Origin of the sequence: Bradyrhizobium sp. B120, assembly GCF_049075665.1 — a bacterium.
Lineage (GTDB): Bacteria > Pseudomonadota > Alphaproteobacteria > Rhizobiales > Xanthobacteraceae > Bradyrhizobium.
The window spans coordinates 6,562,393-6,574,615 of record NZ_CP185242.1 but is presented as its reverse complement, the minus strand read 5'-3'; the positions used below and the strand labels follow the sequence as shown (position 1 = coordinate 6,574,615).

The 12,223-nt window shown below is 65.1% G+C and carries 12 protein-coding genes and 1 other RNA gene; 7 read left to right on the top strand and 6 right to left on the bottom strand.

Annotated elements, in window-relative coordinates; genetic code table 11:
• Positions 1 to 8: 8 nt before the first annotated feature.
• Together ACOIX3_RS30535 and ACOIX3_RS30530 are read left to right on the top strand one after the other, a co-directional pair.
• The gene (locus ACOIX3_RS30535; RefSeq protein WP_420965661.1) at positions 9 to 1,598 is read left to right on the top strand and encodes a DHA2 family efflux MFS transporter permease subunit; all 1,590 of its coding nucleotides are present in this window, start codon (positions 9 to 11) and stop codon (positions 1,596 to 1,598) included.
• Positions 1,599 to 1,961: 363 nt separating this feature from the next.
• Positions 1,962 to 3,761 (top strand): ABC transporter ATP-binding protein, encoded by a 1,800-nt coding sequence (locus tag ACOIX3_RS30530; RefSeq protein WP_420965660.1) that lies wholly within the window; start codon positions 1,962 to 1,964, stop codon positions 3,759 to 3,761.
• A gap of 50 nt (positions 3,762 to 3,811) precedes the next feature.
• On the opposite strand, the gene ACOIX3_RS30525 is transcribed toward ACOIX3_RS30530, so the two are convergent.
• Positions 3,812 to 4,555, bottom strand: coding sequence for a sulfite exporter TauE/SafE family protein (locus ACOIX3_RS30525; RefSeq protein ID WP_420971829.1), 744 nt, complete (start codon positions 4,553 to 4,555; stop codon positions 3,812 to 3,814).
• A 210-nt stretch (positions 4,556 to 4,765) separates the two neighbouring features.
• Here ACOIX3_RS30525 and ACOIX3_RS30520 point away from each other — a divergent pair, with 210 nt between their 5' ends.
• Positions 4,766 to 5,497, top strand: coding sequence for an alpha/beta fold hydrolase (locus ACOIX3_RS30520; protein WP_420965659.1), 732 nt, complete (start codon positions 4,766 to 4,768; stop codon positions 5,495 to 5,497).
• Positions 5,498 to 5,516: 19 nt separating this feature from the next.
• Here the strand turns inward: ACOIX3_RS30520 and ACOIX3_RS30515 are convergent, their stop codons facing one another.
• Both ACOIX3_RS30515 and rnpB read right to left on the bottom strand, forming a co-directional pair.
• Positions 5,517 to 5,696: a hypothetical protein gene (locus tag ACOIX3_RS30515; RefSeq protein ID WP_420965658.1), complete on the bottom strand. Its 180-nt coding sequence runs from the start codon at positions 5,694 to 5,696 to the stop codon at positions 5,517 to 5,519.
• Between the two features lie 102 nt (positions 5,697 to 5,798).
• An RNA gene (rnpB, locus tag ACOIX3_RS30510) (RNase P RNA component class A) lies at positions 5,799 to 6,213 on the bottom strand.
• A gap of 147 nt (positions 6,214 to 6,360) precedes the next feature.
• Between rnpB and ACOIX3_RS30505 the strand changes: the two genes are divergently transcribed.
• Together ACOIX3_RS30505 and ACOIX3_RS30500 are read left to right on the top strand one after the other, a co-directional pair.
• A complete protein-coding gene (locus tag ACOIX3_RS30505; protein ID WP_342727611.1) occupies positions 6,361 to 6,717 on the top strand; it encodes a YciI family protein in 357 nt (118 codons plus the stop codon).
• 66 nt (positions 6,718 to 6,783) lie between these two features.
• Positions 6,784 to 8,025: an RNA polymerase sigma factor gene (locus ACOIX3_RS30500; RefSeq protein ID WP_420965657.1), complete on the top strand. Its 1,242-nt coding sequence runs from the start codon at positions 6,784 to 6,786 to the stop codon at positions 8,023 to 8,025.
• 81 nt (positions 8,026 to 8,106) lie between these two features.
• Here ACOIX3_RS30500 and ACOIX3_RS30495 read toward each other — a convergent pair whose 3' ends face one another.
• Positions 8,107 to 8,331 (bottom strand): hypothetical protein, encoded by a 225-nt coding sequence (locus ACOIX3_RS30495; protein ID WP_092115929.1) that lies wholly within the window; start codon positions 8,329 to 8,331, stop codon positions 8,107 to 8,109.
• 43 nt (positions 8,332 to 8,374) lie between these two features.
• Between ACOIX3_RS30495 and ACOIX3_RS30490 the strand changes: the two genes are divergently transcribed.
• Positions 8,375 to 8,512, top strand: coding sequence for a hypothetical protein (locus ACOIX3_RS30490; RefSeq protein WP_420965655.1), 138 nt, complete (start codon positions 8,375 to 8,377; stop codon positions 8,510 to 8,512).
• Positions 8,513 to 8,528: 16 nt separating this feature from the next.
• Here ACOIX3_RS30490 and ACOIX3_RS30485 read toward each other — a convergent pair whose 3' ends face one another.
• Together ACOIX3_RS30485 and ACOIX3_RS30480 are read right to left on the bottom strand one after the other, a co-directional pair.
• The gene (locus tag ACOIX3_RS30485) at positions 8,529 to 9,863 is read right to left on the bottom strand and encodes an alpha-amylase family glycosyl hydrolase (protein WP_420965654.1); all 1,335 of its coding nucleotides are present in this window, start codon (positions 9,861 to 9,863) and stop codon (positions 8,529 to 8,531) included.
• Positions 9,864 to 9,874: 11 nt separating this feature from the next.
• The gene (locus ACOIX3_RS30480; protein ID WP_420965652.1) at positions 9,875 to 10,738 is read right to left on the bottom strand and encodes an N-acetylmuramoyl-L-alanine amidase; all 864 of its coding nucleotides are present in this window, start codon (positions 10,736 to 10,738) and stop codon (positions 9,875 to 9,877) included.
• A gap of 489 nt (positions 10,739 to 11,227) precedes the next feature.
• On the opposite strand from ACOIX3_RS30480, the gene rsmH reads away from it, so the two are divergent.
• A complete protein-coding gene (gene rsmH, locus ACOIX3_RS30475) occupies positions 11,228 to 12,223 on the top strand; it encodes a 16S rRNA (cytosine(1402)-N(4))-methyltransferase RsmH (protein ID WP_420965650.1) in 996 nt (331 codons plus the stop codon).

The following is a 12,223-nucleotide window of genomic DNA, read 5'->3' as shown; positions in this document are numbered from 1 at the left end:
ATGAGCCCATGGCCGACGCGACCACTGCCTCTCCCTCGATGATGACCGGCGCCTCGGAGACCGAACGGCTCCAGCCCAAGCGGGTGGTCGCCTTCATCATCATGGTGTTCGGCATGTTCATGTCGATCCTGGACATCCAGATCGTCTCGGCCTCGCTCACCGAAATCCAGGCCGGCCTGTCGGCCTCGTCGACCGAAGTGTCGTGGGTGCAGACCGCCTACCTGATCGCCGAGGTGATCGCGATCCCGCTGTCCGGCTTCCTGTCGCGCGCGCTCGGCACCCGGCTGTTGTTTGCGATCTCGGCGTTCGGCTTCACGGCGTCGAGCCTGTTGTGCGGCTTCGCCTCCTCGATCGAGCAGATGATCCTGTGGCGCGCGCTGCAGGGCTTCCTCGGCGCCGGCATGATCCCGACGGTGTTCGCCTCGGCCTACACCATCTTCCCGCGCTCCAAGTTCTACATCGTGGCGCCGATCATCGGCCTGGTCGCGACGCTGGCGCCGACCGTCGGGCCGACCGTCGGCGGCTACATCACCGATCTGATGTCGTGGCACTGGCTGTTCTTCATCAACATCGTGCCCGGCGTCATCATCACCGTCGGCGTTCTGGCGCTGGTCGATTTCGACCAGCCGAACTTCGCGCTGCTCGAGCGCTTCGACTGGTGGGGCCTGATCTTCATGGGCGGCTTCCTCGGCTCGCTCGAATATGTGCTGGAGGAAGGCCCGCAATATGAATGGCTGCAGGACACTTCGGTCGCGATCTGCGCCGCGATCGGCTTCGTCTCGGCGGTCGCCTTCTTCTGGCGGGTGCTGACCGCGGAGGAGCCGATCGTCGATCTCTATGCCTTCTCCAACCGCAACTTCGCGGTCGGCTGCGTGCTGCAATTCTGCATCGGTATCGGGCTCTACGGCCTGACCTATGTCTATCCGCGCTATCTCGCCGAGATCCGCGGCTACAGCGCGCTGATGATCGGCGAGACCATGTTCGTCTCCGGCGTCACCATGTTCTTCATGGCCCCGGTGGTCGGCCGGCTGATGCAGAAGGTCGATCTGCGCTACATCATCGCCTTCGGCCTCGTCACCTTCGCGCTCGGCTCCTGGCAGATGACCTGGATCACGCGCGAGTACGATTTCTACGAGCTGCTGGTGCCGCAGATCCTGCGCGGCATCGGCATGATGTGCGCGATGGTGCCGACCAACAACATCGCGCTCGCCACGCTGCCGCAGGACCGCGTCAAGAACGCCTCCGGCCTGTTCAACCTGATGCGCAATCTCGGCGGCGCGGTCGGGCTCGCTTTGATCAACGAAGCGCTCAACGACCGCACCGATCTGCATATCTCGCGGCTGCAGGACCGCGTGACCTGGGGCAACGCGACCGCGGTCGAGACCCTCAACAATTTCACCCAGCGCCTGCAGGGCATGGGCGATTCCGCCACCATGGCGATGAAGCAGCTCTCGCAGCTCGTGCACCGCCAGGCCCAGGTGATGAGCTACGGCGACGCCTTCTTCATGCTGTCGCTGTTCTATGTCGGCCTCAGCCTGCTGGTGCTGTTCGTCAACAAGCCGCCGTCGATGACCGCGGGCGGCGGCGACGCGCATTGAGTGCATCGGCTTCGCGCGCAGTGCGCCCGGTCGCGGGCAGAGCGTTGCATCGCCGACACATTGACGCACTCACGCGCTTGTCATCTTGCCAATCGCGCGTGATGCATTTATAAGCAGCGCATTCCTTACTCGAACCCGGGAGATGCGCATGAAGTCGTTTATTTCGCAGATCGCGCGCCCGCGTTCGATGGTGCTTGACGCGGCTTCGCGTTAGCTCCCGGCGCTGATCGGGCCTGATCCCCGATCACCTAAACTTCCCAACACGTTATCTACAATTTCCAGCGACATAAGCGGCCGGATTCCGTCCGCCTGTCGCCTCAGATGGAGCCGGCTTGCGCTGCAGAAGCGTGGCCGGAATGTGCCATGACCGCTCTGACGACCAAGCGACCGGCCGCGATCCGGATCGTCCTGCCATTCGTGTTCCGCCATTGGCTGGAGCAGCCGCTGCGTGCCTTCGCCGTGACGGCGGGCTTCCTCGGTGCGACCGCGGCCGACCTGTTCATGCCGGTGTTCTCCGGCCATCTGGTTGATGCGTTGACCGCGGGCGCCACCGATGCCGCCGCGCGCCATGCGGCGATGCTGGCGTTCGGCGCCATCGTCGGCCTCGGCGCGCTGTCGCTGCTGCTGCGGCTGGTCGGTATCCAGACCATCGTGCCGTTCACGCTGAAGACGATGTCCGATGTCGGGCAGCAGGCCTTCATGCGCGTGCAGCGCTTCTCGACCGACTGGCACGCCAATTCGTTCGCCGGCTCCACCGTGCGCAAGATCACGCGCGGCATGTGGGCGCTCGACTTGTTGAACGACACCATCCTGATGGCGCTGTTGCCGTCGCTCGTGGTGCTGCTCGGCTCGATGATCCTGCTCGGGCTGCACTGGCCATCACTCGGCGCGGTGATCGCCGTGGGTTCGGTGATCTATGTCGCGATGACCATGGTGTTCCAGGTGCGCTACGTCGCGCCTGCCGCGCGCGTCTCCAATGCGTGGGACACCAAGGTCGGCGGCACGCTGGCCGATGCCTTGACCTGCAACGCGGTGGTGAAGTCGTTCGGCGCCGAGACGCGCGAGGACATGCGGCTGGACGGCGTCATCAGCCGCTGGCGCCGGCGGGTGCGGCGGACCTGGCTCCGCTACAACCACACCTCGACGGCGCAGCTCCTGGTGCTGCTGTGCTTCCGCGCCTCGGTGATCGGCGGCGCGATCCTGCTATGGGCGCAGGGTCATGCCACGCCGGGCGACGTCACCTATGTGCTGACCAGCTACTACATCATCCACGCTTACTTGCGGGATGTCGGCATGCACATCAACAACCTGCAGCGTTCGGTCAACGACATGGAGGAGCTGGTGCAGATCCATGGCGAGCCGCTCGGCATCGTCGACGCGGATGATGCCAGGGCGATCGACATCCAGGGCGGCCGCATCGTGTTCGACGACGTCACGTTCCACTATGGCGGCCATCGCTTGCCGCTCTATGACGGGCTGTCGGTCGACATCGATGCCGGCGAGCGCGTCGGCCTGGTCGGCCGTTCCGGCTCCGGCAAGACGACCTTCGTCAAGCTGGTGCAGCGGCTCTACGACGTCACCAGTGGCAAAATCCTGATCGACGGTCAGGACATCGCCAAGGCGACGCAGCAATCGCTGCGCAGCCAGATCGCGATCGTGCAGCAGGAGCCGATCCTGTTTCACCGCACGCTGGCGGAGAACATCGCCTATGGCCGGCCGGGCGCCAGCATGGAGGCGATCGAGCAGGCGGCGCGGCTTGCCAATGCGCACGACTTCATCATGCGGCTGCCGAAGGATTACGGCACGCTGGTGGGCGAGCGCGGCGTCAAGCTGTCGGGCGGCGAGCGGCAGCGCGTGGCGCTGGCGCGCGCGTTCCTGGCCGATGCGCCGATCCTGATCCTGGACGAGGCAACCTCGAGCCTCGATTCGGAATCCGAGGCGCTGATCCAGCAGGCGATGGAGCGGCTGATGAAAGGCCGCACCTCGATCGTGATCGCGCACCGGCTGTCGACCGTGCGCAGCATGGATCGCATCCTGGTGTTCGATCGCGGCGAGATCGTCGAGCAGGGCACGCACGAGGTGCTTGCCGCGCGGCAGGGCGGTATCTACCGTGGCCTATTCGAGCGGCAGGCGACTGAGTTCGGCCAGGCGGCGGCGGAGTAGGCGATGGCGCGTGGCTGATGGACCGATGTCCGTCAGCCGCGCGCTGTCGGCTATTTCGGCGCCAGCCCGTTCCACACCAGCGCCACGCCGGACAGGAACAGCAGCACCAGCACGACGTCGGAAAAATTGCGGTCGCTAAGCGCGTGGTAGAGGCGCGCGCCGAGCCAAGCGCCGAGCAGCGTTCCTGGAAACGCACAGGCCACGAGCCAGATCAATTCGGGCTTCACCAGGCCGCTCGCGATCTGGACCAGAAGCGCGGCCGCCAGGATCGTGAAGTTGAAGATCTGAAACACGCCGCGACGCTGCTGCTTGCCCCAGCCGCGCAGGCTCGCCCACAGGATCGGCAGCGGGCCGGACAGTCCGGCGAGGCCGCCGAGGATGCCGCCGGCAAATCCGATCGCGCCGTCGGCCCATTTGCCGCCGAACGCGATCGACATCGGCTTGCGCTGCAGGAACAGCAGGGCCGGAAACACCAGGAGGAAGACGCCGATCGTCAGCTTGAAGACCTCGGGGTCGGCGCGGGCGATCAGCAAGATGCCGATCGGCACGCCGGCGAGGCCCGCAATGACGAACGGCCAGACCAGGCGGAAGTCGATGGTCTTCCAGATCGACGGCAGCGTCGACACCTGCGCGATCACCGAGCAGACCAGCACCAGCGGCACCGCAAGCGTCGGCGGCAGCACATAGAGCCAGATGCCGAGCGCCATCAGCGCGGTGCCGAAGCCGGCAAGACCGGAAACGAAGCCGCCGGCAAGCGCGCCGAAGAACAGGACCGCGTAGCTTGCCGCGTTCAGTTGCTTTCTCCTTCGTCGTCATTCCGGGGCGATGCGAAGCATCGAACTATGGCGCGCAATTGCGCGCCTGAGAATCTCGAGATTCCGGGTCTGGTCCTTCGGACCATCCCGGAATGACGATCATGTTTTGCCGCGACGTTTACACGACGCGAGCGGCGGGTACACTTCAAAATCGCGGCTCATCGACGATAATCGAATGGAAGCACCCCCATGACTGCGAGTGTGTCGACTGCGAATTCGCAAAAAACCTTTCTGGTCTGTCACGGCGCCTGGTCAGCCGGATGGGCGTGGAAGAAAATGCATCCCCTGATGCAGGCCGCCGGGCGCCGGCTCGTCACGCCGAGCTACACCGGGCTCGGCGAGCGCGCGCACCTTGCGCATCAAGGGCTCGAGCTGGAGGCGCATATCCAGGACATGCTCAGCGTCATCTCCTACGAGGATCTGCGCGACATCGTGCTGGTCGGCCATTCCTATGGTGGCATGGTCGCGACCGGCGTCGCCGACCGGGTGCCCGAGCGCATCGCGCAGCTGATCTATATCGACGCCTTCGTGCCGCGCGACGGCCAGTCGCTGTTCGATCTCAACGAAGTGGCGATCGACAAGATGCGGGAGGCGGCGCGCAATGGCGACGGCTGGCGTATCCCGCCGATGCCGACGCCGCCAGACACGTCGCCGGCAGATGTCGAATGGCTGACTGCGCGCCGCGTCGACATGCCGATCAAATGCTTCGAGCAGAAGCTGAAGCTGCAACATGGCGAGACCAGCCTGCCGCGCAGCTACATTTACGCCACCCGCATCACGCCGGCGGACACGTTCGGGCAATTCGCGAAACGCACGAAGAACGAAGCCGGCTGGCGCTATCTCGAGATCGACGCCAGCCACTCGCCGAACGTCACGGCGCCGGAAGCGCTGATGACGCTGCTGCAGGAGATCGTGGCCTAGTGTCCGAAGACGACGGCTTCTACTTTTCTGAGTCGCTATCCTTGAGTTGAATGCCCTCGGCACGCAGGGACGCAAAGAGAGCTGCGATATCGTCGGGCTCCATGCTGTTCGGGCACAGGCCGTTGAGTTGTTCGGTCGTGATCGTGCCGGTGGTCCTGGCGATATCTCGCGCCTTTGCCATGATCTTCTGAAGGTCCATCTGCGTTCCTCCGCGACGGGCACTTTAGCAAAATAGGATGCAACCGTGGTGTCCGATATGGCGAAGGGCCCGGCGTGTTACGCCGAGCCCTTCATACTCCAAAATATCAGCCGGCCTGTAAGCCGGGTTCTGTAGGGCACCATTCTTGCGAATGGTACGCGACGGCCATTCCTCTGGGACAAGGTTTGCACCTCGCCTCGAGCAACCTACCCGGACAGCGGGCCTGACATCGCCCTGCGGTGTTATCGCGCGTGCGCGAACTAACCGCGTTGCCGTCCCTATTCGGTTTTGCTCCCGGTGTGGTTTGCCATGCCGTCTCCGTTGCCGGAAACGCGGTGCGCTCTTACCGCACCTTTTCACCCTTGCTACCTCCGAGGAGGGAGCGGTTCGTTCTCTGTGGCACTTTCCCTGGGGTCGCCCCCGCCGGACGTTATCCGGCACCGCATGTCGATGGAGCCCGGACTTTCCTCCCCCGCGGCCTTTCGGCACCAGCGGGAGCGGCCGTCCGGCCGACTGACCCCCACGGAATGGGCGTTTCCGCCCGATCCGTCAAGCGGATAACGGCGGCCAAGGAGGCCAAAATAATTTATCCTGAAGATGTCGTTTGACCTGCCGCCCATTCGACTGGGTGTCGGCGATCCAGCCGATCAAGAGGAGAGACGAGATGCAATATTTGCTGCTGATCTACCGGAGCGACGCGGAATACGCCCACATGACCGCTAACGACCGCAAGGCCGTGACGGCGGAGTACGGCGCCTACACCCAGTCGATCATCCAGAGCGGGCACTTCAAGGCGGGCGACGGGCTGCAGCCGGTGTCGACGGCAACCACCGTGCGGGTGCGTGACGGCAAGACGCTGACGACCGATGGGCCGTTCGCGGAAACCCGCGAACAGCTCGGTGGCTACTATCTGGTCGAGGCCAAGGATCTCGACACCGCGCTCGGCCTCGCGGCGCGGATTCCTGGCGCCAAGACCGGCTCGATCGAAGTCAGGCCGGTGATGATCTACGACAACCCGTGATGACGCCATTATCGCATCATGAATGCCGCGGCCGCGCCGTCTGGCACGACCGTTGAGCAACGATTGATGGCTATAACCCCGAGCCAGGTCGAGAAAATCTTCCGCGACGAGGCGGGCCGGGCGCTCGCAACGCTGATCCGTCTCGTCGGTGATTTCGATCTGGCCGAGGACTCTCTGCAGGATGCCTTCGCTGTCGCGCTGCAGCGCTGGCCGATCGGCGAATTCCCCGCCAATCCGCGCGCCTGGCTGGTCAATGTCGGCCGCAACAAGGCGATCGACCGCGTTCGCCGCGCGGTTTCGTTTCGCGGCAAGCAGCAGGAACTGACGCATCACTTGCTGCTGGATGCGGAGCCATCGCCCGAGCCGGCCGATGCGACGCTCGACGACGACATGCTGAGGCTGATCTTCACCTGCTGCCATCCGTCGTTTGCCGCCGAGGTCCAGGTTGCGCTGACCTTGCGCACGGTGTGCGGCCTGACCACGGCGCAGGTCGCGCGCGCGTTCCTGGCGAGCGAGGACGCGATGGCGCAGCGCCTGTTGCGCGCCAAGCAGAAGATCAAGCTCGCCGGCATTCCCTATGAGGTGCCGGAGCGCGAGGCGCTGGAGCCGCGCCTTGAGGGCGTGCTTGCCGTGATCTATCTCGTCTTCACCGAGGGCTATGCCGCGACCGCCGGCGAGGATCTGATGCGGCCCGATCTCGCGCGTGAGGCGATCCGGCTAGCGCGGCTGCTCGATCGGCTGATTCCGGCGCGCGGCGAGATCAAGGGCCTGCTGGCGCTGATGCTGCTGCACGATGCGCGCCGCGCCGGCCGCCAGACCGCAGGCGGCGACATCGTGCTGCTCGAGGAGCAGGACCGTTCGTTGTGGGATTTCCGGCAGATCGCCGAAGGTGTGAGGCTGGTCGAGGAGGCGCTGCAGATGCCGGGCCGGCCGCAATCCTACGCGGTGCAGGCTGCGATCGCCGCGCTGCATGCGCGGGCGCCCAGCTATAAGGATACCGACTGGCCGCAGATCGCCGGTCTCTATGAGGTGCTGCTCCGCATCAGCCCGTCACCGGTGATCGAGCTCAATCATGCCGCTGCGGTGTCGATGGTCGACGGCCCGGCGCGTGCGCTCGATCTGATCGACGCGCTGGACGCGCGCGGCAGCCTCAAGGGGTACGACCAGCTGCCCGCGGTGCGCGCCGACCTGCTGCGCCGCCTCGGCCGCAAGGACGAAGCGCGGCAGGCCTATCTTGCCGCCACTGCCGCAACGCAACTCGAGCCGCTGCGGCGGCTCTACGCGCGCCGGATCGCCGAGATGGGCTGACATCGCCTCATCTCGTGCGTGGTCCGTGAGGGTGCGCCGTTCACGTCAACGATCGTCAGCGCGCCGCGCGGCGTTGAACGCTCAATACCCTGTCTTGGCCTTGGCACCGGTCGATTGCCCGGTCGTCGTTCCACTCGACATGCCGGTCGTGGTGCCGGGCGCCATCATCTTCTTCTGCGCGTGATGGACCTTGTGGGTCTTGTGATGGGTCGACATGGACTTGTCCTGGGTCGACATCGCACCTGCGGCGACTGGAGCTGCGATGAGGCCGATAGCGACAGCTCCGCTGATGAGTGCTTTGAACATGGACGAATCTCCACTCAGACCGCCCCAACTAAGAAGCCGGCATATGGCGAAAAGTTCCATTTTTACGCATGCACTTGGCCGGAAAAGCAACGCGCAGCAGGCTGATCTTGCCGCCACCGCCGCGACGCCGCGCGAGCCGCAGTGTCGGCTCCATGCGCGGCGGCTCGCGGCGATGGGGTGATCTTGCCGCAGCAGCATCAGCGCAAATCGGGCTCCACAACGCTCCAGCCATGCCCCGGGACGGTGATCTCGGTCCCGCGTCCTCTTTGTGATGCGACGCTGTCGCCAGCGATACAATGAGCCCTTGCATCGAGCACGCGCATGATGGGCTCGTCTGCCATATTCAGCACGACCCAGAGCCGGCTCTCGGCGTGCGACAGCTCGAGCAAGAGGTTGGTGTTTTGGACCCCGAGAATGCGGCTTCGCGCGCGATGAAGCCAGCGATGACGTCGCCTCAATCCGATCAGCGCCTGATGCAGGCGATAGGTACGCCAGCCGTATGGTGCCAGGTCGGACGGCGTCGCGGGAAACGGCGGACGAATGGCGTCATCGCCACCCGCCCGGTGCTCCTTGACGCCGCGGAACGCCTGCTCGTCACCGGAGTAGATCGAGGGCGTGCCGGCTGAGGCCAGCAGGATGACGAGTGCATGGGCGAGATGTCGCTCGTCGTGGAGCTGTGTAGCGATGCGCGTGACATCGTGGTTTCCGATGAACGTCTGCGGCACGAAGTGATCGAGCATCGCGTCGTGGCGCTTCAAGGCCCAGGACAGTTCAAAAAGATTGCGGTCGTTCAGCGAACTCCAGATCGCCTTCCAAAGCTCGTATTGCGTGACCGCATCGATGCCCGTCTCGTGCACGAATGCCGCATAGTCGCCGTGGATCACCTCGCCGAAGATGTAGGCGTCAGGATGCTTGGATCGCACGTCCGGCAGTACCTTTCTCCAAAACGTGCGTGGTACCGCGTAGGCCGCATCGAGGCGCCATCCGTCGATGCCGCGGGAGAGCCAATGGTTCATCACCCTTGTCACGTGGTCGATCACCACGGGTTCATCATGGTTCAGCGTGACCAGATGGCTATGGCCCTCGAAGGTGGCGTAGCTCGGCGGTTCATCCGTGCGGCCGTCTGCTGGCCACGCGAAGCGGAACCAGCGGGCGTCCGGCGATGCCGGTCCACCGCGAAGCGCGCGTTCGAAGGCCGGGAAGCTGCGGCCGACATGATTGAACACGCCGTCGAGGACGACCCGCAGGCCGCGTCGGTCGGCTGCGGCTATGAAGGCATCGAAATCCGCATCGTCTCCGAGCCGCGGGTCGATGCGGAAGTGATCGACGGTGTCGTAGCCGTGAGTGGAGGACGCGAAGATCGGCCCCAGCAGGATGCCGGAGGCGCCAAGCTCGACCGCATAATCGAGCCAGGCCGTCAAGCGGTCCAGGCGCTGCGCGACGCTGCCGTCCGCCCGTGCGTCACGCTCGGCGCCGACGAAGCCGAGCGGATAGACGTGCCACCACACGGCGGTTTCAATCCAGTCTTGCATCGGCGGACTGCCTACGCCACCGCCGGCTTCGCAGCATCCGGCGGCAGGCTCTCGAGCAGCGCGTGCAGCGTCGCCATGGTGGAGCGGTCGGCGATCCCGTCGACCCGCTCGGGGCGGAAGTGACGCTGGAAGGCGGTGACGACCTCCATCGTCGGGCCATCGAACTTGCCGTTGGTCGGGATGTTGTAGCCGTAGCGCCGGAACGCGGCCTGCATGTTGGAGACGCTGTCGCTGATCGCGCCGAGCTGCAGCGCATCGCCGCGCACGATCGGCGCCGGCTGCACCCAATGCCCGACGCCGGAATTGGCCAGCGAGTGCCAGGGGAATTTCTCGCCGGGATCCTTCTTGCGCCCCGGCGCCACATCTGAATGGCCGAGCACGCGATGCGAGACCACCTTGCGGCGAAGCATGATGCCGCGGCACAGCGCGATGACGGCCGCGATCTGCCGTAGCGGGAAGTCGGGATAGCCCCAATCGTGGCCGCGATTGATGATCTCGACGCCGATCGAGCAGGAATTGATGTCGTCCTCGCCGGCCCAGGCGGAGACGCCGGCGTGCCAGGCGCGCTTGCTCTCCGGCACGCATTGCACGATGCGGCCGTCCTCGAGCACGATGTAATGCGCCGAGACCTCGGTGCCGGCCGTGCAGAGCTGGGTGATCGCGCCCTCGACATCGGGCATGCCGGTGTAGTGCAGCAAGATCATGTCGGGTTGCCGGCCATTGGCGCGGTCGCCGAAATTCACCGACGGGATCACGTCGGAGGCGATCGAGGAATCCGGCGTGAACGTCTTCACGTCGGCCACGCCCTTCGGAACAGGAAGGACGCGCTGACGCTTCGAATCAGCGTTGCCGGACGAGGACGAACCAGAAGCCATACGAATCACTCAAAACCCGAACCAGGAGTAGGCATTTTGACATATGGATAAACAAATAGGCGTTTACTATTCCTTTACCGTGCGGGCCGCGCAATCGGCCCTACCGGTTCCAGGTCTGCCCCATGGGCCGCGCAATGATGCCCGGAGCGAGGGCCGAGGCTATCACTCGAATGCGGATCAAAGTCGCGCGATTCCGCTAACCGATCATCAACGTTTTCTTAACGTTAAGTGCCGTTACTGAGAGGTGAAGTGCCGAACCGGTTTCGGGGGACGGCCAAAGGACGGCCACGGCCCGCTGTTGCGCGAAATCCCATGGAAACCCTCCCAATTCCGGTCGGATATCAGGATTTGCGGCCGAGGACGGGAGTTGGCGCTGGGATCACGCAGCGGCCTTTTTGCCGGAACAGCCAGCGCGAGGATTCGAGACGCAATGAGTCGGCGCGCAGCCAGCTTGCATGCCAGCAACGCGGCCCTCTCCGGGGGCGGCGCATGAGCGAGCGTGCTCCCCGTCACGTTTCCGTGCTGGGCCGCGAGGCGGTCGGCTATCTCGCGCCGCGCGCCGGCAGCATCTATGTCGATGCGACCTTCGGCGCCGGCGGCTACAGCCGCATGATTCTCGATGTCCCCGATACGCGCGTCATCGGCATCGACCGCGACCGCACCGCGATAACAGGCGGCTTCGATCTGGTTGACGGTGCGGACGGCCGGCTGACGCTGGTCGAGGATCGTTTTTCTGATCTCGCCGAGGTCTGCGCATCGCAGGGGGTGGATCAGGTTGACGGCATCGTGATGGATGTCGGCGTCTCCTCGATGCAGCTCGACCAGGCCGAGCGCGGCTTCTCGTTCCGCCTCGGCGGTCCGCTCGACATGCGGATGGCGCAGAGCGGCCCGACCGCGGCCGATGTGGTCGCAACCGCCTCCGAGAAGCAGCTCGCCGACATCATCTATATCTTCGGCGAGGAGCGCCATTCGCGCGGCGTCGCCCGCGCCATCGTGGCCGCGCGCAAGGACGCGCCGATCACGACGACCGAGGCGCTCGCCGACATCGTCGGGAAAGTCGTGCGCGCCAAGCCGAACGAGATTCATCCGGCGACGCGGACCTTTCAGGCGCTGCGCATCTTCGTCAATGAAGAGCTCGATGAGCTGCACCGCGCGCTGGCTGCGGCCGAGCGGGTGCTGAAGCCGGGCGGGCGGCTTGCCGTGGTCTCGTTCCATTCGCTGGAAGACCGCATCGTCAAGAATTTCCTCACCGAGCGCGGCAAGGCTTCCGGCGGCTCGCGACATCGGCCTGAAGTGGCGCAATCCGCACCGAGCTTTCAGATCCTGACCAAGCGCCCGGTGACACCAGGCGAGGCGGAGATATCGGCCAATCCGCGCGCCCGGTCGGCCAAGCTGCGCGCAGCCGAGCGCACTGCGGCGCCGGCGCATGCGGACGACGACCTGCCGTCCTGGCCGCGGCTATCCGACCTGAAGCGGGGAGGCTGA

What these genes read in the sequence shown, in the direction of transcription:
- ACOIX3_RS30535 (WP_420965661.1), top strand. Translation starts at nt 9, where the DNA reads ATGGCCGACGCGACCACTGCCTCTCCCTCGATGATGACCGGCGCCTCG.
- ACOIX3_RS30530 (WP_420965660.1), top strand. Translation starts at nt 1,962, where the DNA reads ATGACCGCTCTGACGACCAAGCGACCGGCCGCGATCCGGATCGTCCTG.
- ACOIX3_RS30520 (WP_420965659.1), top strand. Translation starts at nt 4,766, where the DNA reads ATGACTGCGAGTGTGTCGACTGCGAATTCGCAAAAAACCTTTCTGGTC.
- ACOIX3_RS30515 (WP_420965658.1), bottom strand. Translation starts at nt 5,696, where the DNA reads ATGGACCTTCAGAAGATCATGGCAAAGGCGCGAGATATCGCCAGGACC.
- ACOIX3_RS30505 (WP_342727611.1), top strand. Translation starts at nt 6,361, where the DNA reads ATGCAATATTTGCTGCTGATCTACCGGAGCGACGCGGAATACGCCCAC.
- ACOIX3_RS30500 (WP_420965657.1), top strand. Translation starts at nt 6,784, where the DNA reads ATGGCTATAACCCCGAGCCAGGTCGAGAAAATCTTCCGCGACGAGGCG.
- ACOIX3_RS30495 (WP_092115929.1), bottom strand. Translation starts at nt 8,331, where the DNA reads ATGTTCAAAGCACTCATCAGCGGAGCTGTCGCTATCGGCCTCATCGCA.
- ACOIX3_RS30490 (WP_420965655.1), top strand. Translation starts at nt 8,375, where the DNA reads ATGGCGAAAAGTTCCATTTTTACGCATGCACTTGGCCGGAAAAGCAAC.
- ACOIX3_RS30485 (WP_420965654.1), bottom strand. Translation starts at nt 9,863, where the DNA reads ATGCAAGACTGGATTGAAACCGCCGTGTGGTGGCACGTCTATCCGCTC.
- ACOIX3_RS30480 (WP_420965652.1), bottom strand. Translation starts at nt 10,738, where the DNA reads ATGGCTTCTGGTTCGTCCTCGTCCGGCAACGCTGATTCGAAGCGTCAG.
- rsmH (WP_420965650.1), top strand. Translation starts at nt 11,228, where the DNA reads ATGAGCGAGCGTGCTCCCCGTCACGTTTCCGTGCTGGGCCGCGAGGCG.